This window comes from Mycobacterium appelbergii, from assembly GCF_032883035.1.
Classification (GTDB): domain Bacteria; phylum Actinomycetota; class Actinomycetes; order Mycobacteriales; family Mycobacteriaceae; genus Mycobacterium; species Mycobacterium appelbergii.
Map to the genome: position 1 here is coordinate 158,035 of NZ_JAMQTH010000011.1, position 23,936 is coordinate 181,970.

Consider the following 23,936-nt stretch of genomic DNA (forward strand, 5'->3'; position numbering starts at 1 on the left):
GATCAGCGCAGTGCAAAGGCCGGTACCGGTTGGTCGAAGCCCTTCAACGTCAACGGCGCCACGGCAGCACTCGGCTGATCCGGCAGGGCTGCGTGTAGTGGTGCCGACACCAGGATCTGGCCCGGCTCGGCGGACTCCACGAGCCTGGCGGCCAGGTTGACGGTGTTGCCGAAATAGTCGCCGTTGATGGCCAGCACCGAGCCGTAGTCAAGGCCGGCCCGCACCTGCAGGTGTGACTGCCTGGCCCGCGGATGCCCGACCAGGTCGACGGCCACCTGCACCAGTTGTTCGGGCGTCGGACTCACCCACATCACCGCGTCGCCGATGAACTTGACCACCCGCCCACGGTCGGCGTGCACGACGTCGGACGCGGTGGCGCTGAACGCGTTGAGCAGTTTCGTGAGCTCGTTCGTGGTCAACATCTGGGTCAGCGAGGTGAACCCGGACAGGTCGGCAAACCCGATGCCGCACACCACCGTTGACGATCCATCGCGGATCACGTGTTCGAAGTAGGTGCGGGTGCTCATCAAGTGGTGACGGTGCACGGCGTCGATCATCTCCCCGATGCGGGGCACGAATGCGGCGGCGGTCCGGTAGGCCCGAGCGGTGGCCAGTTCGTTGTGCGTGTGCTCGAGTTGGAGCTCGGGGGAGCCGGTCCGGATCACCGATGAAATGGCCTCCGAAAGCCTCGCCATGCCGGAACCGATGACCCGCAGCAGCCCCGTCGCGGACTCCTCTCCCAGCAGGGCACGCATGTCGGCCCAGGTGCGCAGGCCGTCCACGTCGGCCTGGCTCAACGCAGGCACGTCGGGAGCGGCGACGGTCAGGCCGAGCGCGGCCCAGGCGTGTTCGACATCGACAACCGGTACACCGATGGCGGCTGCCGCGCCTGCGAGACTGTAGGTCGGTGGGCCCGACCACTGCAGCACGTCGCCTGCCAGTCCGAACAGCCTGCCGCGCCGCTCGGCCTGGATCATCTCGTCCGCGGTGAACCCGAGCCCGTCCAGATATTCGATGAGCGGAGCCCGCTGCCGCGCGTCGGTGATCCCGGCGGCCTCCAGCGCATCGAAATCCACCACCAGGCAAGTGTGGCAGCCCGACGCCGGACGCAGGGTGCAGATTAGGGTGAGGCCTGTGAGTGACGACCTGCTGCACGGACCGCTGGAAGACCGCCACCGCGAGCTGGGGGCCAGCTTCGCCGAGTTCGGTGGCTGGTTGATGCCGGTGTCGTACGCGGGGACGGTGTCCGAGCACACCGCCACCCGGGAGTCCGTCGGCCTGTTCGACGTCAGCCATCTCGGCAAGGCACTGGTGCGTGGGCCCGGGGCCGCTGCCTACGTCAACTCCGCACTCACCAACGATCTGAACCGCATCGAACCGGGCAAGGCGCAGTACACCCTGTGCTGTACAGAAAACGGCGGCGTGATCGACGATCTCATCGTCTACTACGTCTCCGACGACGAGATCTTCCTGGTGCCCAACGCGGCCAACACCGCGGCTGTGGTCGCCGAGCTGCGCAAGCATGCGCCTGCCGGGCTGACCATCACCGATGAGCACCGCTCGTATGCGGTGCTTGCCGTGCAGGGGCCGAAATCGGCCGAGGTGCTCGAGGCTCTCGGCCTGCCCACCGACATGGATTACATGGGTTACGCCGACGCCGAGTCCCACGGTGTCCACGTGCGGGTGTGCCGGACGGGTTACACCGGTGAGCACGGGTATGAGCTGCTCCCGGACTGGGACCGCGCGCCCGTGGTGTTCGATGCGCTGCTGGCCGCGGTGCGTGCCGCAGGCGGCGAGCCTGCCGGCCTGGGCGCCCGCGACACGTTGCGCACCGAGATGGGTTATCCGTTGCACGGCCACGAGCTGTCGTTGGACATCTCGCCGCTGCAGGCCCGCTGCGGTTGGGCCATCGGGTGGAAGAAAGACGATTTCTGGGGGCGCGAGAAATTGCTCGCCGAGAAGCAGGCCGGGCCGTCGCGGGTGCTGCGCGGCCTGCGGGCGACGGGCCGCGGGGTGCTGCGCGCCGACCTGACGGTGCTCGACGGGGATACGCCCGTAGGCATCACCACCTCCGGGACCTTCTCTCCCACTTTGAAAGTCGGCATCGCGCTGGCGCTGCTCGACACCGCCCACGAGATCGCCGACGGTCAGCGCGTCACGGTCGACGTGCGTGGCAGGGCGGTTGAATGCGAAGTTCTCAAGCCTCCTTTCGTGGACGCGAAAACTCGCTAGTCTCGGGCGATACAATCGCTGCATGACTAGCGGCCTTCTCGAGTTCACGGTTTCTGCCAACGCGAATCCGGCGGCCGATGCGGTACGTGAATCCATCCTGGCCAACCCCGGCTTCGGCAAATTCCACACCGACCACATGGTGTCGATCGACTACACGGCCGGTCAGGGTTGGCATGACGCACAGGTGATCCCGTACGGCCCGATCGAACTCGATCCCTCGGCCGTGGTGCTCCACTACGCGCAGGAGATCTTCGAGGGCCTCAAGGCCTACCGCTGGGCGGACGGTTCCATCGTGTCGTTCCGGCCGGAGGCCAACGCGGCGCGGCTGCAGTCCTCCGCGCGCAGGCTGGCCATCCCGGAACTGCCCGCCGAGGTGTTTCTCGAATCGTTGCGCCAGCTCATCGCGGTCGACGGGCAGTGGGTGCCCGCGGCGGGCGGTGAGGAATCGCTGTACCTGCGGCCGTTCGTCATCGCCACCGAGCCGGGACTGGGTGTCCGGCCGGCCAGCGATTACCGCTACCTGGTCATCGGCTCCCCGGCCGGGGCGTACTTCAAGGGCGGCATCAAACCGGTGAGCGTGTGGTTGTCGCACGAATACGTGCGTGCGTCGCCCGGCGGTACCGGCGCGGCCAAGTTCGGCGGCAACTACGCGGCCTCCCTGCTGGCCCAGGCCCAGGCGGCCGACAACGGGTGCGACCAGGTGGTGTGGCTGGATGCCATCGAGCGCCGGTACGTCGAGGAGATGGGCGGGATGAACCTGTTCTTCGTCTTCGGCAGCGGCGGTTCGGCCCGCCTGGTCACCCCTGAGCTGTCCGGATCCCTGCTTCCCGGCATCACGCGGGATTCGTTGCTGCAGTTGGCAACTGATGCCGGGTTCGCTGTTGAGGAACGCAAGATCGACGTCGACGAATGGCAGAAGAAGGCCGCTGCCGGGGAGATCACCGAGGTGTTCGCCTGCGGGACGGCCGCGGTGATCACGCCGGTGTCACACGTCAAGCACGGCGATGGCGAGTTCACGATCGCCGACGGCCAACCGGGCGAGATCACGATGGCGTTGCGCGACACCCTCACCGGGATCCAGCGCGGTACCTTCGCCGACACCCACGGCTGGATGGCACGGCTGAATTAGCCGAACCGGCCGATCGCCAGGCCGAGCGCCGCGACGGTCGTCGTCACCTCGACGGCGGCGCCCAGGACATCGCCGGTGATGCCGCCGAAGCGCCGCACGCAGTGGGCGACCAGCAGCACAGAACAACCGACCGCGACCATGACCGCGACCGGGCCCTGCCACGCCAGGGGACCGGCGAACACCGCCAGCGCCGCCACGGCGAGCAGCCAGCCCACCACCACGGCGACCGGCTGGCTCCCTGCCACCGCACCGCCCAATGAGCTGCCGGATGCCGCCGGTACCGAGCGCCGACACGCCGCGACCGCCGCGACCCGGCCTGCCGCAACCGCGGTGATGACAGCGACGGCGTCCAATTGGGCGAACGCCAACGCCTGCGCGACGATCGCGACCACCGCTGCGGCGACCCCGAACGGGCCTGCCGAGCCGTCGCGCATGACGGTCAGCGCACGTTCCGGCGGGCCGTAGCAGCCGAGGCCGTCCACGGTGTCGCACAGTCCGTCGATGTGCAGCCCGCGGGTGACCAGCAGGAGCACCGCAACCGCCAACAGCCCGGCCAGCGGGTTGCCCGGCCCGAAGGCCCATCCGCCTGCCAAGACAATGGCGGCGGCCAGGGCCCCGAGCGTCAACCCCACCAGGGGCAGCGCGGTCAGCGCACCGCGGCCCACCTTCGTCGTCGATCGGACGGGCAGCACCGTGCCGAATGCGAAAGCTCCGGTCAATGAACCGATCATGGCGTGTTCTCGGAGATTCCCGCCTCATCGAAAGTCGCCATCGAGGCCAGGGCGGCGACCGCGGCGCGCACGATCGGCAGGGCCACCACAGCCCCGGTGCCCTCGCCGAGGCGCATCCGCAGATCCACGATCGGATCCAACTCCAGGGCCGATAGTGCCAGGGTGTGCGCCGGCTCGGTGGAGCGGTGACCGGCCTGCCACCATGCCCGCGCACCCGGAGCCAGCCGTTCGGCCACGAGTGCTGCGGCCGTCACCACCACCCCGTCCAGCAACACCGGGGTACGCCGTAACGCGGCCTGTGCACAGAAACCGGCCATCGCCGCCACGTCCGCACCGCCGCAGACCCGCAACAGGCTCAGCGGGTCCTCGGTCACGGCACGGGCCCGGTACAGCGCGTCCCGCACCGCCGAGGTCTTGCGCATCCAGCCGAGGTCGTCGATACCGGTGCCGCGCCCCACCGCCACGACCGGTTCGGCGCCGGTCAGTGCGGCGATCAAAGCCGTTGCCGCGGTGGTGTTCCCGATGCCCATATCGCCGGCGATGAGCAGGTCGGCGCCGGCGTCGACCTCTTCGTCGGCGATCCGCCTGCCTGCGGCGACGGCCGCATCGGTCTCCTCGGCGCTCAGGGCGTCGGCCACCGCGATGTTGCCCGCACCGCGGCGCACCTTGTGCGCACCGATCGCCGGGGACAGTGGCGCGTCGCAGTCCACCGCGATGTCGACCACCCGCACCGACGCGCCCGCCACCTCGGCCAGCACATTGATCGCGGCCCCGCCCGCATCGAAATTCGCCACCATCTGGCCGGTCACCGCCGACGGGTACGCCGACACTCCGGCCTCGGTCACGCCGTGATCACCGGCGAACACCACCACCCGTGGACGCACGAACTGCCGGGGCGGGCACGCGCCCTGACAGGAGGCCACCCAGGCCGCCAGGTCCTCGAGGCGGCCCAGGGACTGCGGGGGCTTGGTCAACCGGCCCTGACGGTCCCGCGCCGCCGCGGCCACCTCCGCGTCCGGCGGCGTGACGGCGTCGAACGGTTCGGTCATGACGGCTCCTTCACCGTGAGCGGCTGGCCGGCCACCACCAGGACCACCCGGTCACACGTCGCGGCCAGACGCTGGTTGATCGAGCCCAGTTCGTCGGCGAAACGGCGCCCGGCCTCGGTGGCGGGGACCACGCTCAACCCGACCTCCGGGCTGACCAGCACCAGGGGAGCGGTGCAGGCGCCGACCGCCCGCACCAGCTGATCGGCATCGTCGCGGATCGCCGCACCGCTCCAGGCGCCGCGGCGGTCCATCGTCGCGGTCAGCCAGCCGCCGATGTCATCGACCAGCGTGGGGGTCACGTCAGGGCCGCCCAGCTCGGCGGCCAGATCGACGGTCTCCACCGTGCGCCACTGTGTGGGGCGACGCTCCCGGTGCGCTGCCACCCGGGCCGACCACGCCGGATCGTCCTCGACGCAGGCACCGGTGGCCACGTAGCGCACCGGACCGTCTCCGGCAGCTGCGGTGACAGCTGATTCCGCCCACTGCGACTTGCCCGACCTGATACCGCCGAGCACCAGGGTCCGCACCGGCGTCAGGCCGTATCCGCCGGCATCAAGCGACCTTCTCGCCGCGGTTGACCACCGGCCGCGGTGCCCGCATCCGGCGTATCTGGGACGCTCGACTGGCCGCGTAAAAGCCGAGTTTCCATCCACTCTCGGTGTTGTCGGGGAACTTCTCGTCGACCATGTGGTTCACCTTGCGGCCAACGAGCAAGCCGTCGACCAACATGATCAGCACCAGGATCAACATCGCGTACGACAGGATCTGCTGGAACTGCACCGACGGCAGCGCCAGCATGAAGAAGATCATCGCAAGGGCGGCCGGCATGAACAGCCCGAGCACGTTGCGCCGGGCATCGACGATGTTGCGGACGTAGCGGCGCACCGGTCCCTTGTCGCGGGGGAGCAGGTAGGCGTCCTCGCCTGCCATCATCTTTTCCCGGCGTTCGGACATGTCGGCGCGGCGCACTAGGCGTTCGGCCTTGCGTTCCTCGCGGCTCAGCTTCGGCCCCTGCAGCTCTTTGCGGCGTTTGCGGGCCTCCGCCGAGGTCAGCGGCGCCGGTGCGACGGGTCCTCGTCGCTTGGCCGCCTCGTTCCGTTTGGGGGTCGGCCTGCCCTTCGGCGCGGTCGCCGTACCGGTGCCGTTCGCCCGACCGGTGGCGTCGGTGGCGCCCGTCGTGTCGGCGGCACCTTCGTCGTCCCCGCCGTCGTTGTCCTTGTTACGGCCCAGCAGTTTCACGCCCGCCAGGTTACTGCCCGTCGGATGCCTTCTCCCCACATGCCCCAGCCCGGTGGATAGCTCGGGAATACCGGCGGAACAAGGTACCGTTGAGTCAGTCGACACGTGGGCATGCCCGCGTATCGCATGTACTTCGGCATCGGCGATGCCCAGGGATGTATTAGGGAGAGCAATGACTGTTCAGGAAACCACCGCCACCGAGACCCATGGTGTGACCCTGTCGGACGCTGCGGCAACCAAGGCGAAGGCGCTGTTGGACCAGGAGGGTCGCGACGACCTGGCACTGCGTATCGCGGTCCAGCCGGGTGGTTGTGCCGGATTGCGTTACAACCTGTTCTTCGACGATCGCGCCCTCGACGGGGACCTGACGGCCGAGTTCGCCGGCGTCAACCTCACCGTGGACCGCATGAGCGCGCCGTACGTGCAGGGCGCCACGATCGACTTCGTCGACACCATCGAGAAGCAGGGCTTCACGATCGACAACCCGAACGCCACCGGTTCCTGCGCCTGCGGCGATTCGTTCAACTGAGCCGCGAGGCGGTCAGTGCCGCACGTCAGTACTGACCGCCCGTTCGCAGCACATACGAGCACACCAGCACATCGTTGCTCTTCCCGTCGTTGAGGACGAGTAGCTGGGCGACACCTTGCTGCTCTTCCCTCGGGGACTGCTGACCGCGCGTCGACCCACTCGCCGGCGCCACCCGCATCGAGAACAGCACCTGGGCCTGGGTGGTGGACCACGGCACGACCTTGTCGATGTTGGTCACCTCGGCGCGGCTGAACTGCTTACGGAATGCGTCGCTGGCCAGGCTGGCGACCGCAAGGTCCGTGCGGCGCTCCTTGACGGCGTCGAACAGTCCGCACCCGGTGTGTCGCGCGACCGTTTCGTCGTCACCGTCGATCAGCGCGTTGAGGTACTCCTGGATCGCCGCCTGCGCCCGCTCATTGGACACCACCTGCGGTGGCGCACTGTTGTCCCGGCCTGCCACGACCACCGCCGTCGATACGGCGGCCAACGCCGCCACGGTCAGAACCACGGCCAGGATCTTCGGCCAGCGCCGCCGCTTCGGATAGGGCACCGGCGGCGGCAGCGTTCCGGGATAGGCGGACGGCACCTGCTCCGGATAGGGCTGGGGCGGAACGGATTCGGGGTACTGGTAGGAACCAGTCATTAATTGGCGCTCCCCGCGGGTATGGATGTGGTCAGGCGTCGAGCGTGACCCGGCATACAGCTATACGCAGGTTAGCGCACCTTCGGAAATCGGGGCCGGGAGCGAGCGGCAATCCGGACTGCCGGCGCGGGTACCCTTTCCTAGGCGGCTTAACGAAATGAAGGGTGACGCTTCGTGACCATTGCAGTTACCGGGTCCATCGCGACCGACCATCTCATGCGATTTCCCGGGAAATTCTCCGAACAACTGCTGGCCGATCATCTGCAGAAGGTGTCCCTGAGCTTCCTGGTGGACGATCTGGTGATCCACCGCGGCGGTGTCGCGGGGAACATGGCGTACGCAATCGGGATCCTCGGTGGCGACGTCGCGCTGGTCGGCGCGGCCGGCCAGGATTTCGACGGTTACCGGTCCTGGCTGGAATCGGCGAAAGTGGACTGCGACAGTGTGCTGATCTCCGAGTCGGCCTACACCGCGCGATTCGTCTGCACCACCGACGAGGACATGGCGCAGATCGCCTCGTTCTACCCGGGCGCCATGTCCGAGGCCCGCAACATCTCACTGGCCGACCTGGTCGCCCGCACCGGTGCGCCGGAATTGGTGATCGTCGGGGCCAACGATCCCGACGCGATGTTCTTGCACACCGAGGAATGCCGCAAGCTCGGGTTGGCCTTCGCCGCCGACCCATCGCAGCAACTCGCCCGGCTCAACGGTGAAGAGATCCGCAAGCTGATCGACGGCGCAACCTACCTGTTCACCAACGACTACGAGTGGGACCTGCTGCTGCAGAAGTCGGGGTGGACCGAGGCGGACGTGATGAGCCAGATCGGGCTGCGCGTCACCACTCTCGGCCCCAAGGGAGTGGACCTGGTCGACCCCGAGGGCAACTGCGTGCATGTCGACGTGGTGCCCGAAAAGCATCAGGCCGACCCGACGGGAATCGGCGACGCGTTCCGCGCCGGGTTCCTCACGGGGCGCAGCGCCGGACTGAACCTGGAGCGGTCGGCGCAGTTGGCCTCCCTGGTCGCGGTCCTGGTCCTCGAGGCGACCGGCCCGCAGGAATGGACCTGGGACCGCGCCGAGGCCGTGCGACGGCTGACCGACGCCTACGGCGCCGACGCGGGCGAGGAGATCGGCAAAGCGCTGGGTTAGCGCTGCCGATCAGAGCTGCACCGGGTAGTGCGGCTCTTTGATCTGTGGGGTCACGCTGTGCTCGACGAAGATCGCGTGCCACAGCATGAACACCAGCACGGTCCACAGCCGACGGCTGTGATCGCTGACACCGGCGCGGTGCTCGTCGAGCATGGTGCGCACCGCCGCCAGGTCCACCCATTCGCCGGCCTGTGATGCGGCGACGGTGGCATACGCCCAGTCCATCAGCTCACCCGCACGCAACCAGTGCCGGATCGGCACCGGGAAGCCCAGCTTCGGGCGGTTCAGCACATGCGCGGGCACGACCGGCTCCAGCGCCCGGCGCAGCGCGAACTTCGTCGTCGCCCGGGTGATCTTCTGATCGACGGGCAGCCGGGAGGCCACCGCGAACACCTCGGGATCCAAGAACGGCACCCGCAGTTCCAGTGAGTTGGCCATGGTCATCTTGTCCGCCTTGACCAGGATGTCGCCACGCAGCCAGGTGAACAGATCGATGTGCTGCATGCGGGCCACCGGATCCCAGCCGGCGGACTCGGCATACAGCGCCTTGGTGACGTCGGTGTGCGTCCACTCCGGGCGGAAGCCAGGCAGCACCCCGCGCAGCTGCTCATCGGAGAAGCTGCGCGCATTGCCGTAGTAGCGCTCTTCCAAGGTCAGCGACCCCCGGTGCAGCAGGCTCTTACCGCGCATGCCTTCCGGCAGGGGTTTCGACGCCTTGCCCAGCGACTTGCGCACCGGACGGGGCAGATAGTCGAAGGGCTTCAACGACAGCGGCTCGCGGTAGATCGTGTACCCGCCGAACAACTCGTCGGCGCCCTCCCCGGAGAGCACCACCTTGACGTGCTTGCGGGCCTCCCTGGCGATGAAGAATAACGGCACCAGCGCCGGGTCGGCCACCGGTTCGTCGAGGTACCAGACGATCTCGGGCAGCGCCTCGACGAACTCGGCCTGACTGACCACCTTGGTGACATGTCTGGCGCCGATCGCCTCGGCCGAGGCCACCGCCACATCGACCTCGGAAAAGCCCTCGCGCTCGAATCCGGTGGTGAACGTGATCAACCGCGGGTTGTGGCGCATTGCGAGCGCGGCGATTGCCGTGGAATCGATGCCGCCGGACAGAAATGCCCCGACCGTGACGTCGGCGCGCATGTGTTTGGCGACCGAATCCTCCAGCGCCGCGGTGACCTCGTCGTAGCGGGCCTGCTCGGATCCCGTCACGAACGGCACGGCGCTGAACTTCGGCACGAAGTAGCGCGTCACCTCCGGTCGGGCGCCCGGCCGCACCCTGGCGTAACTGCCAGATTCCAGCCTGCGGATGCCACGGTGCAGCGTTTCCGGCTCGGGCACGTATTGCAGAACCGTGTAGTGCTGCACAGCACGTTCGTCGATGCCCAGGTCGACCTCGAGCACGTCGGCCAGATCCAGCAGGCACTTTTTCTCGCTGCCCACCGCTGTCCCGCCCGGCCCGGTCGCCATGAACAGGGGTTTGATACCGAACGGGTCGCGTGCGCAGAACAGTTCCTGCTCGGCGGTGTCCCACAGCGCGAAGGCGAACATCCCGCGCAGCCGGCTCAAGGCCTCCACACCCCAGTAGTGGTACGCAGCGACGATGGCTTCGCCGTCACCGTCGGTGTGAAAAACCGCACCGAATTCGGACCCCAGTGCCGCACGCAGTTCGAGGTAGTTGTAGATCTCTCCGTTGAACACGAGCAGGTAGCGGTCCGGTGCCTCGGGTGGGCCCCACCGCAGTGGCTGGTGACTGTGGGCAATATCGATGATCGACAGTCGGTTGAAGCCGAGCACCACCGACCCGTTCGGGTCGTCGGCCACCGAATCCGCCCAGGTTCCCGGCTCGTCGGGCCCCCGGTGGCGCATGAGATGAGCGGCGCGGGCAACCTCACCGGCCATCGCATCGACCCGCAGGGATCTCGAAGGGTCAGTTACCAGGGCCAGCAGTCCGCACACCGCGCCAGTATGCCTAATCGCCGCGGGTGTGTAGACCTGCACCCGAGCGAGTTCGCCGGTCGCTTCGCCGGTGTCCATCGGCGTGGTCTACGCTGCGTAGTATTCGCTGAAGTGAACGACCGCTCGCGGTCGATTAATCCTGACTTCTAGGAGGCGCCAACGTGACACCTCGCGGGCTGAGGCCGGTGGCTCGGGCGGCGTTATTGTCAATTGTCCTGGGTGGCACCGCGGTGCTGCTGAGCGGCTGCAGCTGGTCGGACGCGCTTGCGCTCGGCTGGCCGACCGGCATCACCCCAGAGGGCAAACTCAACCGCGAGCTGTGGATCGGCTCGGTGATTGCGTCGTTCGTGGTCGGTGCGATCGTGTGGGGACTGATCTTCTGGTCCAGCGCGTTCCACCGCAAGAAGAAGACCGACACCGAGTTGCCGCGTCAGTTCGGCTACAACATGCCGCTCGAACTGGTGCTGACGGTCATCCCGTTCCTCATCATCTCGGTGCTGTTCTACTTCACCGTGGTGGTGCAGGAACGCATGCTGCACAAGGACCCCAACCCTGAGGTCGTCATTGACGTGACCGCCTTCCAGTGGAACTGGAAGTTCGGCTACCAGAAGGTCGCCTACACCGACGGCACGTTCAATTACGAAGGCGCCGACCCGGAGCGCAAGGCCGCGATGACGTCAAAGCCGGAAGGCACCGACGAGCACGGCGAGGAGAAGGTCGGCGCGGTGCACGGCCTCAACCCCGAGGACCGCACCTACCTGAACTTCGACAAGATCGAGACGCTGGGCACCTCCAACGAGATCCCGGTGCTGGTGCTGCCGGTCGGTAAGCGCGTCGAGTTCCAACTGAACTCGGCCGACGTGATCCACGGCTTCTGGATCCCCGAGTTCCTGTTCAAGCGCGACGTTATGCCGGACCCGGTGGCCAACAACTCTGACCACATCTTCCAGGTCAGCAAGATCGACGAGACCGGCGCATTCGTCGGGCGTTGCACCGAGATGTGCGGCACCTACCACTCGATGATGAACTTCGAGATCCGAGTGGTGGAGCCCAACGACTTCAAGGCCTACATCGACCAGCGCGCCGCCGGCAAGACCAATGCCGAAGCGCTGGAAGCGATCAACCAGCCTCCGCTGGCCACCACCACGCACCCGTTCGACACCCGACGCGGTGAGCTGGCACCGCAGGCGAGCAAGTAGGGACACCTCATGCATATTGAAGCTCGGTTGTTCGAGATCCTCACCGCCTTCTTCGCCCTGTCCACAGTGGTGTACGCGGTCCTGACCTCGATGTTCGCCACCGGCGGCGTGGAATGGGCCGGCACCACTGCCCTGGCGCTGACGACCGGTCTGACCCTGATCACGGGTACGTTCTTCCGCTTCGTGGCGCGCCGGCTCGATACCCGCCCCGAGGACTACGAGGACGCCGAGATCAGCGACGGCGCCGGGGAACTGGGCTTCTACGCCCCGCACAGCTGGTGGCCGATCCTGATCGCGCTGTCCTTCTCGACCGCCGCGGTCGGGACCGCGCTGTGGCTGCCGTGGCTGATGGTCGCAGGCATCTGCTTTGTGCTCACCTCGGCCGCCGGGCTCGTCTTCGAGTACTACTGGGGCCCGGAAAAGCACTGACCCCACTGGGGCCCGTGCCTGCCGACCGCCTGGTCAAGGTCACAATCGGGACACCAGTTCCCCGACCCACGGCACCGCCGTAATCACTCTCGCCGTCCGGTTGGGTAATGTTGCCGGGGCACTGTCAACTGCGAACGGGCTTGCGGTGTGCCAGTGAAGCAGTCGAGAAGGATAGGCGTAGATGAGCGGGCCGAATCCCACTGAGCCGGACGCCTTCGGTCCGGATCTGCCGGATGACCAACCTGGGAAGCACTCAGCACCCGAGGACCAGAAGCAGGTTGCTGGTACCGACGCGGTCACCGGAGAGACCGAGTTCTATTCGCAGGCGTATTCGGCGCCCGAGTCGGAGCAGTTCACCAGCGGCCCGTACGTGCCCGCCGATTCGGCGCTGTACGACTACGACTCCTACGACCCCGCCACCGAGCTGGTAGACCAGCAGCCACCGCCACGCTGGCCGTGGGTGGTCGGCATCACCGCCATCGTCGCCGCGATCGCGCTGGTGGCCTCGGTAGCGGTGCTGGTGACCCGCGACGACGAGACCGCCACACTGGCGACACCGGAGACGAGCACCACCACTTCCGCGCCGCCGGTACAGGACGAGATCACCACCACGACGCCGCCGCCGGCACCACCACCGCCGCCACCGCCGACGTCGGAAGCGCCACCTCCACCGCCGCCTCCGGAGACGGTGACGGTCACCGAGCCGCCGCCTCCGCCGCCCGCACCGAGTGAGGCAGCGCCACCGCCTGCGCCCACGACGGCGCCGCCGGCCCCGACCACCACGCCTGCGGGTCCCCGGCAGGTCACGTATTCGGTCACCGGCACCAAGGCGCCCGGCGACATCATCACAATCACCTACGTCGACGGGAACGGCAACCGGCGGACGCTGCGAAACGTCTACATTCCGTGGACCTTCACCATGACCCCGATCTCCAATTCCGATGTGGGTTCGGTCGAGGCATCGAGCCTGTTCCTGGTGAGCAGGCTGAACTGCTCGATCACCGCCAGTGACGGAACGGTGCTGTCCTCCAACGCCAACAACTCCGCACAGACAGCCTGCTGATGACGGGGCCATTCGACGATCTGGACAACACTGACCGGGTGCTGCTCGGAACCGCCGTCGTGGCGTGGCTCGCGGCACTGGGGGCCGGGGTGGCCGCCGCTGTGGCGCTGGTCGAACTGGGCAGCACCCGCCCGGAAGCCGCCGCTGAGTCCGCAGACACGCCGTGGCTGCTCTACGGCGTCATTGGAATATCGGTTCTGGTCATTGCGGGCGCCGTGCCGCTGTTGTTGCGGGCCCGGTCCCAAGCCGGAAACCGCCAGCCGGCCCGCAGCTCGGCCCGATGGGCACAGCAGACGTCGCGTCGACCCGAGCGTGGCGGTGGCTACCCGGCGGCGCGGGCCCCGGTCAGTCAGTACCGGCCTGACGGTGAGGCCGCAGTCGCGGTCGAACAGGTGTGGCTGCGTTACACGTTGGCTGTGGCGTGCGCGATGGGTGTGGCGACGGCCTTGACGGGGATCGGCACCTACCTGCTGGCCACCGACAGTGACGTCGCCGCCTGGTGCTGCTTCGGCGTTGCCGGCCTCATCACCGTCGGCATGATCTCGCTGCCCATAGTAGCGCTGCGTCAGCTCAATTCGCTGACTGTGTAGGTCGTTTCGGCCCGACCTGGCGAACCCCGGTGAGCGATGCGGGGGGAGGGGAGTGGCCCAACCCAACACCGCGTCAGTAACGCCACGGCGAGAATATTGCCGTTCCAGCGCCGTGGCGTTACCGGCGCGGACAGTGATCCTCCGGCGGAAAAGACAATCGCCGCAACCTCTCGGTGGAGAGTGTTGCGGCGATTGCGGAGAAGCTACCGGCGGGGCAGATCAGTGGTGACCGTTGGTCTCCCCGTCGCCGTTTCGCTCCTGCTGCTCCTTGAGAGCCGTCAGCGCCTTGTGCTCGGAGGCATGTGCGGCCTCGGTGAGCGCATCGTGCTCGACGGCGGGATCGGCGAACAGGAAGCTGCCGGATCCGGGTGCACCGCCGGAGCCGAGCTTGTTCATCCGCTTCGGCAGCGCCGAACCCTGGTATTCCAGAGGGATCGGGTGACCATGGTCGTCGACCGGTCCCAGCGGCTGATGCAGCTCGACGTAGGCACCGTGCGGCAGGCGCTTGATGATGCCTGTCTCGATGCCGTGCTCCAGCACCGCACGGTCGCTGCGCTGCAACGAAACAGCCCAGCGGTAGGCGATGTAGTAGACGATGCCGGGCAGCACCACCATGCCGATACGGCCGATCCAGGTGGTCGCGTTCAGCGAGATGTGGAACTTCAGCGCGATGATGTCGTTCATCGCCGCCAGCGTCAGCACCATGTAGAACGCGATCGCCATCGAGCCGATCGCGGTGCGCACCGGTGCGTCACGGGGACGCTGCAGCAGGTTGTGGTGCGCGGTGTCGCCGGAGACCTTCTTCTCGATGAACGGGTAGGCGATCAACAGCCCGAACACCAGGCCCATGATCACGGCCACCCAGACCACCGCGGGGATGGTGTGGCCGAACGGGTAGAACTCCCAGGCCGGCCAGATACGGGCCAGACCCTCGGTCCACATCATGTAGAAGTCCGGCTGGCTACCGGCCGAGACCTGAGATGGTTTGTAGGGGCCAAGGTTCCAGATCGGGTTGATGGTCAGCAGACCGCCCATCAGGCCCAGCACACCGGTGATCATCGCGAAGAACGCGCCCGACTTGACGGCGAACACCGGCATGACGCGCACGCCGACCACGTTCGTCTCGGTGCGGCCGGGCCCGGGGAACTGCGTGTGCTTCTGGAACCACACCAGCGCCAGGTGCGCGCCGATGAGCGCCAGGATGATGCCCGGGATCAGCAGGATGTGCAGTGCGTAGAGGCGCGGGATCAGGATCTGGCCGGGGAAGTCTCCGCCGAACAGTGCCCAGTGCAGCCAGGTTCCGATCACCGGCATGCCGAGTGTGATCGACGACAGCGCGGCACGCAGGCCGATTCCGGAGAGCAGGTCATCGGGCAGCGAGTAGCCGAAGTAGCCCTCGAACATCGCCAGGATCAGCAGCAGCGAGCCGATCACCCAGTTGGCCTCGCGTGGCCGCCGGAAAGCGCCGGTGAAGAAGATGCGGGCGAGGTGCACCATGATCGCGGCAGCGAACATCAGTGCGGCCCAGTGGTGGATCTGCCGGACGAACAGACCGCCGCGGATCTCGAAGCTGATGTCCAGTGCCGATTCGTAGGCGCGCGACATCTGCACACCGCGAAGCGGTTGGTACACACCGTCATAGGTGACGTGTGCCATCGAAGGATCGAAGAACAGCGTCAACCAGACACCGGTGATCAGCAGGATGATGAAGCTGTACAGAGCGATCTCACCCAGCAGGAATGACCAGTGGGTGGGGAACACCTTGTTCAGCTGACGTCGGACCGCCGCCGACGGGTGATATCGCGAATCAATCGCATCGCCTTGGGCGGCTGCGATTTTGGCAAGGTCAGGGCTCATGATCTGCGCTCCCAGAATGCCGGTCCGACGGGTTCGATGAAGTCGCCGTTGGCGACGAGGTATCCATCTTTGTCGATGGTGATGGGCAGCTGCGCCAGGGCGCGTGCGGCCGGACCGAAGATCGGCTTTGCGAAGTGCAAGGCATCGAACTGCGACTGGTGGCACGGGCACAGAATCCGGTAGGACTGCTGCTCGTAAAGCGAAGAGGGGCAACCCAGGTGCGAGCAGACCTTGGTGTAGGCGAACAGCTCACCGAAGTTGAAGCTCTCCTGGCCCTTGCGCTTGACGACCCGGGGCATGTCCGCGGGCTTGATGCGGATCAGCATCACCGGGTTACGTACACCCATCGCGATCTCGGTCAGGTGATGCTCGGATTCCACAGTGGTGCCGTCGCCGTCAGAGGCCCGCCACGGGAACACCGTTTCCATGCCGCCGGCGTCGAGGTCTTCGGGCCGCATCTTCACGAACGGTGAGGAACCGGGCCGACCGGTGGCACGGGCCAGGTAGATCGTCTCGCCGTGGAACCGGGGGGTCCAGCCGGACGTCCACAGCACGGCCTTCTTGCCCTCGGCGGTGGGTACCACGGGCTTCCACGGGTTCTTGATCAGACCACCGATGAACGCGACCAGCGTGCCGGCCCCGAAGGCGCCGAGCCCGATTCCCAGCGACAAGCCGATCAGCTTGCGACGCTTGACCGTCGAGCCCTCGAGCGCATCGGTGAGGTTGGCCGCGACGGTCTTGCGGTGGACCTCGGGCGAGCTTCCGTCGTGGCGGTCCTGGACCGAGATCTCCTCGGGGATGAACTTCTTCTGGAACAGCACGGCGCCGACGCCGATCGCCAGGATCGACAGGCCGAAGGTCAGGCCGTACAGCGGCGTGGCCAGGGAGTAGAGGAACTCACCCTCGGAGCCGAACGGCTGGTATTCCCACGGCCAGAAGAGGAACACCAACAGCAGCGCCAGGCCCGAGAGGCCGCCGAGCAGAAGCCAGTACGCAACCAGGCGTTCGGTGCGCTTCTCGGCCTTGGTGCCGGGTACCGGCCAGCGCGGCTCCTTGAAGATCGTCTCGACGCCGTCGATCTTGCCGCCGAGTTCGACCAACTGCTCTCGTGACATCGAGGCCAGTTCGGCGTCGCTGGGAATCTTCGGAGTGTTGTCGGTCATGCTCGTACCCCGATCCACATGGCAATGCCGATGGCGGCGACCATTCCGATGATCCACATGGCCATGCCCTCCGGGGCAGGGCCGAAGCCACCGAGTCCGTAGCCTCCGTAGCTCGGGGTCTCGGCTGATTCGCGGACGTAGGCGACGATGTCGCGCTTCTCGTCGGGGGAGAGCTGCCGGTCGGAGAACTTCGGCATGTTCTGCGGTCCGGTCAGCATCGCGGTGTAGATCTGGGCCGGCTCGGCGTCGCCGAGGTCCGGTGCGTACTTGCCGGAGGACAGCGCGCCACCCTTGCCGGTGAAGTTGTGGCAGGAGGCGCAGTTCAGGCGGAACAGGTCACCGCCGCGGGCCACGTCGGAGCCCATCAACGACTCCTGGGCCACGGCGCCGTTCTCGTCGCGAACCACGGTGGGGCCGCCACCATTGGCCTGCACGAAGGCGCCGAGCGCGTCGATCTGGGACTCGTCGAAGTGCGGAGGCTTCTGGGGTGCCTGCGCCTCGCCGCGCATGGCAGGCATGCGGCCGGTGGACACCTGGAAGTAGACCGCTGCCTCGCCGGTGCCGATCAGGCTCGGGCCACGATCAGGCACGCCCTGCAGATTGGCGCCGTGGCATGACACACACGACGTGTCGAACAACTGCTTGCCGGTGCGCAGCAATGCCGACTGCGACTCGTCGGCGACAGCGACCTGCGGTGTGGGCGTCAGCGTGGCCGCAACACCGCCCGCGACTGCCAGTCCGATCAGCAGCAGCAGTCCTGCTGACAATCGCCGACGCAGCCGACGGCGCGACTTGGTCGTCATCGAACCCCTTCTCATCGAACCGATCGGCGAGCCGATCATCGGACAAAGTAGATGGTGGCGAACAGTGCAATCCAGACGATGTCGACGAAGTGCCAGTAGTACGAGACGACGATCGCCGCGGTGGCTTGTGCAGGGGTGAACTTACTCATCTTCGTGCGGGCCAGCAGGAAGATGAACGCGACAAGGCCACCGATCACGTGCAGGCCGTGGAAACCGGTGGCCAGGTAGAAGACCGACCCGTACGCGCTGCCGGGGATCGTGGTGCCGTGCTCGACCAGGTGGATGTACTCGTAGCCCTGACCGAGCACGAAGAACAGGCCCATCAGGAAGGTGAGGACATACCACCGGCGCAGGCCGAAGACGTCGCCGCGCTCGGCGGCGAACACGCCCATCTGGCAGGTGAACGACGACGCGATCAGCACCAGCGTGACCGGCACCGCGAGCGCCAGATTCAGCTCGGTTGGGTGCGGCGGCCAGTCACCGTCGGCCTGCGCCCGCGCGGTGAAATACATCGCAAACAACCCAGCAAAGAACATCAACTCACTGGAAAGCCACACGATCGTGCCGACACTGACCATGTTGGGTCGGTTCAGCGAATGCACGCGCGACGTGATGGCGGTTCCCGAGGTCCCTACAGCGCTCGTCACATCCGCAAGTATGACGCTTTGTAGTTGTCGAACTCCACCCGGGTCGAGCAATTGGTCGGATTCGTGTCGCAACAGGTGCCGGTGGTATGCGGTGCGGGCGATAGCATTCGGCGGTGTCCACAGGATCCTCGTCGCCCTACCCGTCAACGCCGCGACCCCCGGAGGGGCCGTCGTGGTCGAACATCCTCGGCAGGTTGACCACCGTCCAGAGCCTGCCCGGCGGTCACACGGCATGGGCGATGGACCAGATCATGACCGGAGTGGCGACTCCCGCGCAGATCGCCGCTTTTGCCGTGGCCATGAAGATGAAGCGGCCCACCTCGGCCGAGGTGACCGAGCTGGCCGACATCATGCTGTCGCATGCGCGCCGGGTGCCGACGGATGTGATCGGCACCGAAACCGTCGACATCGTCGGCACCGGCGGTGACGGCGCCAACACGGTCAACCTGTCGACGATGGCCTCGATCGTGGTGGCGGCCTGCGGTGTCCCGGTGGTCAAGCACGGCAACCGGGCGGCGTCCTCGCTGTCCGGCGGGGCCGACACGCTGGAGGCGCTCGGGGTGCGCATCGATCTGGGACCCGAGCAGGTGGCCAGAAGCGTGGTCGAGGTCGGGATCGGGTTCGCGTTCGCGCCCCAGTTCCATCCCTCCTATCAGCACGCGTCCGTGGTGCGCCGGGAAATCGGGGTGCCGACGGTGTTCAACCTGCTGGGCCCGCTGACCAATCCGGCCACGCCCCGGGCCGGGCTGATCGGTTGTGCCTGGGCTGACCTGTCCGAGGTGATGGCGGGGGTGCTCGCCTCCCGCGGTTCCAGCGTGCTCGTGGTCCACGGCGACGATGGCCTCGACGAGCTGACCACCACGACGACCAGCACGATCTGGCGCGTGCAGGCCGGCACGGTGGAGCGGTTGACGTTCGATCCGGCCGCGTTCGGCTTCCGCCGTGCCGAGATCAGTGAACTGGTCGGTGGTGACGCCGCCGCCAACGCCGAGGAGGTGCGGGCGGTGCTGGGCGGCGTCAAGGGCGCTGTCCGTGATGCGGTGGTGCTCAACGCGGCCGGGGCGATGGTCGCCCACGCCGGGCTAGCCAGCGACGCCAAGTGGGTTCCGGCGTGGGAAGCCGGGCTCGCGCGTGCCGCCGAGGCCATCGACTCCGGTGCGGCCGAAAAACTGCTCGCGCGATGGGTGCGGTTCGGTCAACAGCTCTGAGCTGAGGAAGTCTCTGCTCCTCGCGTCCGGCTGCTGCGCCGCCAGCCGGGCGGAGCGTGCTGCGGCGGCCCACTCCGCGTAGACGCCCGCGGCGCCGATCGGGGTGGCATAACCCGGCTGGACGTCTGATTGCTCCTCACGTCCGCAGAAACCTGATTGCTCCTCACGTCCGCAGAATTCTGATTGCTCCTCACGTCCGCGAGTCCGCACGATGCGCACCCCCGGCCGCGCCAACCAGCGGGCGATGAGCGCGGTCTCCTCGACCAGGGCACCGCCGAGCGGTGCCTGCGTCGTCAGCACCGCCTGGGCGGCCGCGCTGATCGCATCGACGACCGGCATCGGCGGCACGCCCCGGCGCGCAGTGCCCGCGGCCGCCAGCTGTCCGTACCGGATGACGCTCAGGTGCCACCCGCCGTCGCCGTCACTGCGGGCGGCCACGAGCTCGGGCAGGGTCGCCAGTGCCCGCAACTGCTGGCCCCGCCAGAGCGCCTCGATGGCCACGCAGGCGTGATCGCGCAACCGCGCCGCGGTTTCGTACCGGTTGGCCGCGGCGAGTTCGGAGATGCGGGCCAGCGCCGCCGTGAGCGCGGTGTGGTCGGACCCGTCGATCAGTGCGCCCGCGCGCCGGGATGCCTCGGCGTACTCCGATGCACCGATGCTCTGCGGGGCCGGACATGGGGACACCTCAAGTTCGGGACACCGGTGCGCAGCTGCGGCGCCCAGCCGTTTCGTGCAGGTGCGCACGCCGGTGAACCGGGCCAGCAGCGCCGCGGTCTGGGTGGCGTCGGCCCGGGAGGAGAACGGGCCGACGGTGTTGCCGTGTTTGGGATTGCGGACGGTGGAGAAACGCGGAAACGCCTCATCGGTGAGCACCACCCACCACCATTTGTGCGGAAACTTCGACCGGCGGTTGTAGGGCGGCGCGTGTGCGGCGAGCAGCCGCAACTCGCGCACACCGGCCTCCAGGGCGTGCGCGCATTCCACGTGGTCGACCGCGCGGGCCAGTGACGACATCTCTTTCATCCGGGCGCGGGGATCGGCGCCGGTGAAGTACTGCCGAACCCGTCGACGCAGATCGACCGCGGTGCCCACGTACAGCACCTCGTCGGAAGGTCCGCGGAACAGGTATACGCCGGGGCGGCGGGGTAGTTGGTCGGCCAGCGCCCGGTTGCGACGCTGGGCCGGAGTGGTGTTGGGCAGGTACGCGCGCAGATCCGCATAGGTGTGGATGCCCTGGTTGCCGACCCGTTCGATCAGTGCGTGCAGGACGTCGACGGTGGCGCGCGCATCGTCGAGGGCCCGGTGGGTCGGTGTGGTCGAGGCACTGAACAGCCGGGCCAGCTCGGAGAGCCGGACACTGGGCGCCTCATCACGCGTCAGCACCCGCCGCGCCAGCCGCACCGTGCACAGCACGGGCGGTTTCGGCCAGTTCAGTTGCGCGCGCTGGGCGGCGGCCCGAAGGAACCCGATGTCGAACCCTGCGTTGTGCGCGACCAGGACCGCGCCCCGCGAGAACTCAAGGAACGTGGGTAGGACGCTGTCGATTTTCGGCGCATCGCACACCATCGCGGTGGTGATCCCGGTCAGCTCGACGATCTTCGGGGGGATGGCGCGGCCGGGGTCGACGAGGGTGGCCAACTCGCCGAGCACTTCACCGCCGCGGATCTTCACCGCACCGATCTCCGTGATGGCGTCGAAGGGGCCGCCCGGCTCGGCCGCGCTCGCCCGGCCACCGGTGGTTTCCAGGTCGACCACCACGAACGTGGTGTCGGCCAACGAGACCGAATCCAGGCCCGCATCGAGATCCAGCGCCAACTGCCCGGTATCGGCGACGCGGCGCTGGCCCATGTCACCGGACCGTACGCACCGGCACCGACAGGATCATGCGTGTCCCGCGGTGGCGAAGCTTGTCGGTACCCGGCGATACCGTGCGCTCGAAACCGATCGAGAGGACGGTCAAGATGACATATGCGCAACTGCCCGACGGCGGGGTGCCCGACGCCGGCAGCGTGACCATCGACTGTGACGACTGTGCGGTCCGCGGGCCCGGTTGTCAGGACTGCGTCGTCAGCGTATTGCTCGGCGTGCCCGAAACATTGTCCGGCGATGAGCGTCAGGCCCTGGAAGTGCTCGCTGACGTGGGGATGGCCCCGCGGCTGAGGCTCGTGCCGATTCACCGGAACCGCAATACCGGAGTCGCCTGACGACACGCGCCGGCAGGCTCACAGGAAGATATGGTCGGCGGGCTGTTAAATTTGCATCTTCCGTTGGACAACCCCGTTGCCGTTTCGTAACCTATCTGAGACCTAAGAGCAGTTCGAGGCGGCTCGCTATCGCCAGTTGTGAGGACGAATAACTTGAGGCACGCTCGCGCGCACCGGCCCACAAGTCGTTTCAAGCGATCCATCGCAGGTGCCATAGCGGGCTTGACCGTCATTTCCGGACTCATGGCCGGCAGCTCGCAGGCCGATCCGGCCGAGGACGCGCTGGCCAAGCTGACCGAGCTTTCCCGACAGGCCGAGCAGACCACCGAAGCGATGCACTCGGCGCAACTCGACCTCAAGAACAAGTTGGCCGCGCAGAAGGCCGCCGACGACAAGCACGCGACAGACCTCGCGGCGGTGGACGAGGCCAAGGCGCAGCTGGCCACGTTCCAGTCTTCGGTGAACAAGGTCGCCGCCACCCAGTACATGGGCGGTCGTACCTCGGGTCTGGACGCGATCCTCACCGCTGATTCGCCGCAGCAGCTGATCGAACAGCTCGCCGTTCAGCGCGTGATGGCCACCGAGATGGCCGTGCAGATGAAGAACTTCCGTTCGGTGGGAGACAAGGCCGCTGCCGCCGAGCAGGCTTCGGCGAAGTCGGCGGCCGACGCCAAGACCGCCGCCGAGCAGGCCGCCGCGGTGCGCGCCGATCTGCAGTCCAAGCAGAGTCAGCTGCAGGTGCAGATCGCCGTCGTCAAGTCGCAGTACCAGGTACTGACCCCGGGGCAGCGCGAGGCACTCGCCGCCACCCCGCCCCCGCCGGTCCCCGCGCCCGATGCGTTGCCGCCGGCCAACGATCCCGGTGTGCTGGCCTCGGCGCCCGAAGGCATTCCGCCCGGCGACGTGGCACCGCCGGAGGCTGCCATTCCCGGTGGATCGCCCAGCGACCATTCGGCCACTGTGATCCAGGCGGCGCTGAGCCGGATCGGTTCGCCGTACTCCTGGGGCGGCTCCGGTCCCGGCCAGTTCGACTGCTCCGGTCTGGTGATGTGGTCGTTCCAGCACGTCGGCATCTCGCTGCCGCACTCCAGCCAGGCCATGGCCACCGGCGGGCAAGCGGTCTCCCAGGATCAGATGCAGCCCGGTGACGTGGTGACGTACTACTCGGACGCATCACATGTGGGCATCTACATCGGTGACGGAATGATGGTGCACGCGTCGACCTACGGCACCCCGGTACGGGTCGCCCCGGTCAACAATGCGCCGATCCACAACATCCGCCGGTACTGATCGCTGGGTCCTGGCCCTGGCGCTGCTGGCCGAGCTGAGCCTGGCGGTCGCGTTGCTGTGGCCGTCCGCGCCACCGCCCGCCCAGGTTCCCACGACCGCAACCGTTTCCCCGTCGTCCAAACCCGCTCCGGTTTCGGGGCCGCGCACCTCGGTGCTGCCGGATGGGCGCACCGCGCAGTTCCTCGCACTCGGCGGGTCGTCCTCGGCTGCGTTGCTGGAGCAGGTCGTCGCGGAGCTGCCGGGCGCCTCCGCTGCGGTGACGCAGTTCTGGGGACCTGACTGGCCGCGGGACATCGTGATCGTCGCCGCCGGATCCGATGATCAGTTCCGCGCGCTGACCGGCGGTGGCGGTGATATCGCCGCCACCACCACCGCGCAACACATCATGTTCTCGCCGCGCGCCGCCCAGATGAGCCCGGCCACGCTACGAATCGTGCTGCGCCACGAACTGTTCCACTATGCGGCCCGCGCACGTACCGCCGCGGACGCGCCGCGCTGGCTCACCGAAGGCGTCGCCGACTACGTCGGCCGGCCACCGGCGGCGCTGCCGGGCCCGACGCAGGCCGCAGCGCTGGCACGGTTGCCCACCGATGCCGATCTCGACACTCCCGGAGCCGTCCGGTCGCAGGCCTATGACCGGGCCTGGTGGTTCGCCCGCTACGTTGCCGACCGATACGGTGCGCAGACCCTGCGTGAGCTGTACCTGAAGGCGTGCGGGTTCGGACATCCCGACGTGCCGAGCGCGGTCCGGCAGACCCTGGGCACCGATATCGACGGGGTGCTGACCGGGTGGCGTCACTGGCTGGCCGGCTGAGCC

23 protein-coding genes and 1 pseudogene are annotated in these 23,936 nt (G+C 67.6%); 12 read left to right on the top strand and 12 right to left on the bottom strand.

Annotated elements, in window-relative coordinates; translation table 11 throughout:
- Window positions 1-2: 2 nt before the first annotated feature.
- A complete protein-coding gene (locus M1247_RS24560; RefSeq protein ID WP_317159006.1) occupies window positions 3-1,079 on the bottom strand; it encodes an adenylate/guanylate cyclase domain-containing protein in 1,077 nt (358 codons plus the stop codon).
- A gap of 55 nt (window positions 1,080-1,134) precedes the next feature.
- Here M1247_RS24560 and gcvT point away from each other — a divergent pair, with 55 nt between their 5' ends.
- On the top strand, window positions 1,135-2,232 hold the full coding sequence (gene gcvT / locus M1247_RS24565) for a glycine cleavage system aminomethyltransferase GcvT (protein ID WP_317159007.1): 1,098 nt from the start codon (window positions 1,135-1,137) through the stop codon (window positions 2,230-2,232).
- Window positions 2,233-2,254: 22 nt separating this feature from the next.
- Window positions 2,255-3,361 carry a branched-chain amino acid aminotransferase gene (locus tag M1247_RS24570; RefSeq protein ID WP_317159008.1) on the top strand — a complete coding sequence of 369 codons (1,107 nt, stop codon included), beginning with the start codon at window positions 2,255-2,257 and terminating at the stop codon, window positions 3,359-3,361.
- Here the strand turns inward: M1247_RS24570 and M1247_RS24575 are convergent.
- The 4 genes from M1247_RS24575 to M1247_RS24590 are packed head-to-tail and all read right to left on the bottom strand — an operon-like array spanning window position 3,358 to window position 6,380.
- Window positions 3,358-4,092, bottom strand: coding sequence for an adenosylcobinamide-GDP ribazoletransferase (locus M1247_RS24575; RefSeq protein ID WP_317159009.1), 735 nt, complete (start codon window positions 4,090-4,092; stop codon window positions 3,358-3,360). The two genes, M1247_RS24570 and M1247_RS24575, sit on opposite strands and share 4 nt — an antisense overlap.
- Window positions 4,089-5,141: a nicotinate-nucleotide--dimethylbenzimidazole phosphoribosyltransferase gene (gene cobT, locus M1247_RS24580; protein ID WP_317159010.1), complete on the bottom strand. Its 1,053-nt coding sequence runs from the start codon at window positions 5,139-5,141 to the stop codon at window positions 4,089-4,091. The genes M1247_RS24575 and cobT overlap by 4 nt, the downstream gene beginning before the upstream one ends.
- The gene (locus tag M1247_RS24585; RefSeq protein WP_317159011.1) at window positions 5,138-5,668 is read right to left on the bottom strand and encodes a bifunctional adenosylcobinamide kinase/adenosylcobinamide-phosphate guanylyltransferase; all 531 of its coding nucleotides are present in this window, start codon (window positions 5,666-5,668) and stop codon (window positions 5,138-5,140) included. Before M1247_RS24585 ends, cobT begins: the two co-directional genes overlap by 4 nt.
- 25 nt (window positions 5,669-5,693) lie before the next feature.
- Entirely contained in the window at window positions 5,694-6,380 is a 687-nt protein-coding gene (locus tag M1247_RS24590) for a DUF3043 domain-containing protein (RefSeq protein WP_317159012.1), read from the bottom strand.
- A gap of 172 nt (window positions 6,381-6,552) precedes the next feature.
- On the opposite strand from M1247_RS24590, the gene M1247_RS24595 reads away from it, so the two are divergent.
- Window positions 6,553-6,909, top strand: coding sequence for a HesB/IscA family protein (locus M1247_RS24595; RefSeq protein WP_317159013.1), 357 nt, complete (start codon window positions 6,553-6,555; stop codon window positions 6,907-6,909).
- Between the two features lie 25 nt (window positions 6,910-6,934).
- Here the strand turns inward: M1247_RS24595 and M1247_RS24600 are convergent, their stop codons facing one another.
- Window positions 6,935-7,552, bottom strand: coding sequence for an Rv0361 family membrane protein (locus M1247_RS24600; protein ID WP_317159014.1), 618 nt, complete (start codon window positions 7,550-7,552; stop codon window positions 6,935-6,937).
- Window positions 7,553-7,726: 174 nt separating this feature from the next.
- Here M1247_RS24600 and M1247_RS24605 point away from each other — a divergent pair, with 174 nt between their 5' ends.
- Complete coding sequence (locus M1247_RS24605; RefSeq protein WP_317159015.1) at window positions 7,727-8,701, top strand: carbohydrate kinase family protein; 975 nt, start codon at window positions 7,727-7,729, stop codon at window positions 8,699-8,701.
- A gap of 9 nt (window positions 8,702-8,710) precedes the next feature.
- Here M1247_RS24605 and asnB read toward each other — a convergent pair whose 3' ends face one another.
- Window positions 8,711-10,666, bottom strand: a complete 1,956-nt coding sequence (gene asnB / locus M1247_RS24610) for an asparagine synthase (glutamine-hydrolyzing) (protein ID WP_317159121.1) — start codon at window positions 10,664-10,666, stop codon at window positions 8,711-8,713.
- Window positions 10,667-10,827: 161 nt separating this feature from the next.
- On the opposite strand from asnB, the gene ctaC reads away from it, so the two are divergent.
- From ctaC to M1247_RS24630, 4 genes are all read left to right on the top strand, one after another.
- Window positions 10,828-11,865, top strand: coding sequence for an aa3-type cytochrome oxidase subunit II (ctaC, locus tag M1247_RS24615; protein WP_317159016.1), 1,038 nt, complete (start codon window positions 10,828-10,830; stop codon window positions 11,863-11,865).
- 9 nt (window positions 11,866-11,874) lie between these two features.
- A complete protein-coding gene (locus M1247_RS24620) occupies window positions 11,875-12,294 on the top strand; it encodes a cytochrome c oxidase subunit 4 (protein ID WP_317159017.1) in 420 nt (139 codons plus the stop codon).
- A gap of 181 nt (window positions 12,295-12,475) precedes the next feature.
- Window positions 12,476-13,357 carry an MmpS family transport accessory protein gene (locus tag M1247_RS24625; RefSeq protein ID WP_317159018.1) on the top strand — a complete coding sequence of 294 codons (882 nt, stop codon included), beginning with the start codon at window positions 12,476-12,478 and terminating at the stop codon, window positions 13,355-13,357.
- Window positions 13,357-13,947, top strand: a complete 591-nt coding sequence (locus M1247_RS24630; protein ID WP_317159019.1) for a DUF2561 family protein — start codon at window positions 13,357-13,359, stop codon at window positions 13,945-13,947. The genes M1247_RS24625 and M1247_RS24630 overlap by 1 nt, the downstream gene beginning before the upstream one ends.
- Window positions 13,948-14,166: 219 nt before the next feature.
- Here the strand turns inward: M1247_RS24630 and qcrB are convergent, their stop codons facing one another.
- Genes qcrB through ctaE form a run of 4 tightly spaced genes read right to left on the bottom strand, consistent with a single transcriptional unit; the run spans window position 14,167 to window position 18,417 of the window.
- Window positions 14,167-15,804, bottom strand: a complete 1,638-nt coding sequence (qcrB, locus tag M1247_RS24635; protein ID WP_317159020.1) for a cytochrome bc1 complex cytochrome b subunit — start codon at window positions 15,802-15,804, stop codon at window positions 14,167-14,169.
- The gene (gene qcrA, locus M1247_RS24640; RefSeq protein WP_317159021.1) at window positions 15,801-16,967 is read right to left on the bottom strand and encodes a cytochrome bc1 complex Rieske iron-sulfur subunit; all 1,167 of its coding nucleotides are present in this window, start codon (window positions 16,965-16,967) and stop codon (window positions 15,801-15,803) included. Before qcrA ends, qcrB begins: the two co-directional genes overlap by 4 nt.
- Window positions 16,964-17,770: a cytochrome bc1 complex diheme cytochrome c subunit gene (gene qcrC, locus M1247_RS24645; RefSeq protein WP_458695250.1), complete on the bottom strand. Its 807-nt coding sequence runs from the start codon at window positions 17,768-17,770 to the stop codon at window positions 16,964-16,966. Before qcrC ends, qcrA begins: the two co-directional genes overlap by 4 nt.
- Window positions 17,771-17,805: 35 nt before the next feature.
- Complete coding sequence (ctaE, locus tag M1247_RS24650; RefSeq protein WP_317159022.1) at window positions 17,806-18,417, bottom strand: aa3-type cytochrome oxidase subunit III; 612 nt, start codon at window positions 18,415-18,417, stop codon at window positions 17,806-17,808.
- A gap of 113 nt (window positions 18,418-18,530) precedes the next feature.
- Here ctaE and trpD point away from each other — a divergent pair, with 113 nt between their 5' ends.
- Complete coding sequence (trpD, locus tag M1247_RS24655) at window positions 18,531-19,625, top strand: anthranilate phosphoribosyltransferase (protein ID WP_317159023.1); 1,095 nt, start codon at window positions 18,531-18,533, stop codon at window positions 19,623-19,625.
- Here the strand turns inward: trpD and M1247_RS24660 are convergent.
- Window positions 19,563-21,473, bottom strand: a pseudogene (locus tag M1247_RS24660) (DEDD exonuclease domain-containing protein); the annotation flags it as partial. The gene trpD and the pseudogene M1247_RS24660 sit on opposite strands and share 63 nt — an antisense overlap.
- A gap of 113 nt (window positions 21,474-21,586) precedes the next feature.
- Between M1247_RS24660 and M1247_RS24665 the strand changes: the two are divergent.
- From M1247_RS24665 to M1247_RS24675, 3 genes are all read left to right on the top strand, one after another.
- Window positions 21,587-21,829 carry a hypothetical protein gene (locus M1247_RS24665; RefSeq protein WP_317159024.1) on the top strand — a complete coding sequence of 81 codons (243 nt, stop codon included), beginning with the start codon at window positions 21,587-21,589 and terminating at the stop codon, window positions 21,827-21,829.
- A gap of 153 nt (window positions 21,830-21,982) precedes the next feature.
- The gene (ripC, locus tag M1247_RS24670) at window positions 21,983-23,119 is read left to right on the top strand and encodes a peptidoglycan hydrolase RipC (protein WP_317159025.1); all 1,137 of its coding nucleotides are present in this window, start codon (window positions 21,983-21,985) and stop codon (window positions 23,117-23,119) included.
- The gene (locus M1247_RS24675; protein ID WP_317159026.1) at window positions 23,088-23,933 is read left to right on the top strand and encodes a peptidase; all 846 of its coding nucleotides are present in this window, start codon (window positions 23,088-23,090) and stop codon (window positions 23,931-23,933) included. The genes ripC and M1247_RS24675 overlap by 32 nt, the downstream gene beginning before the upstream one ends.
- Window positions 23,934-23,936 lie beyond the last annotated feature (3 nt).

Coding starts and splice junctions, on each gene's coding strand:
- M1247_RS24570 (WP_317159008.1), top strand. CDS start 2,255: ATGACTAGCGGCCTTCTCGAGTTCACGGTTTCTGCCAACGCGAATCCG.
- M1247_RS24575 (WP_317159009.1), bottom strand. CDS start 4,092: ATGATCGGTTCATTGACCGGAGCTTTCGCATTCGGCACGGTGCTGCCC.
- cobT (WP_317159010.1), bottom strand. CDS start 5,141: ATGACCGAACCGTTCGACGCCGTCACGCCGCCGGACGCGGAGGTGGCC.
- M1247_RS24595 (WP_317159013.1), top strand. CDS start 6,553: ATGACTGTTCAGGAAACCACCGCCACCGAGACCCATGGTGTGACCCTG.
- M1247_RS24600 (WP_317159014.1), bottom strand. CDS start 7,552: ATGACTGGTTCCTACCAGTACCCCGAATCCGTTCCGCCCCAGCCCTAT.
- M1247_RS24620 (WP_317159017.1), top strand. CDS start 11,875: ATGCATATTGAAGCTCGGTTGTTCGAGATCCTCACCGCCTTCTTCGCC.
- M1247_RS24625 (WP_317159018.1), top strand. CDS start 12,476: ATGAGCGGGCCGAATCCCACTGAGCCGGACGCCTTCGGTCCGGATCTG.
- M1247_RS24630 (WP_317159019.1), top strand. CDS start 13,357: ATGACGGGGCCATTCGACGATCTGGACAACACTGACCGGGTGCTGCTC.
- qcrB (WP_317159020.1), bottom strand. CDS start 15,804: ATGAGCCCTGACCTTGCCAAAATCGCAGCCGCCCAAGGCGATGCGATT.
- qcrA (WP_317159021.1), bottom strand. CDS start 16,967: ATGACCGACAACACTCCGAAGATTCCCAGCGACGCCGAACTGGCCTCG.
- qcrC (WP_458695250.1), bottom strand. CDS start 17,770: ATGACGACCAAGTCGCGCCGTCGGCTGCGTCGGCGATTGTCAGCAGGA.
- M1247_RS24665 (WP_317159024.1), top strand. CDS start 21,587: ATGACATATGCGCAACTGCCCGACGGCGGGGTGCCCGACGCCGGCAGC.
- M1247_RS24675 (WP_317159026.1), top strand. CDS start 23,088: ATGCGCCGATCCACAACATCCGCCGGTACTGATCGCTGGGTCCTGGCC.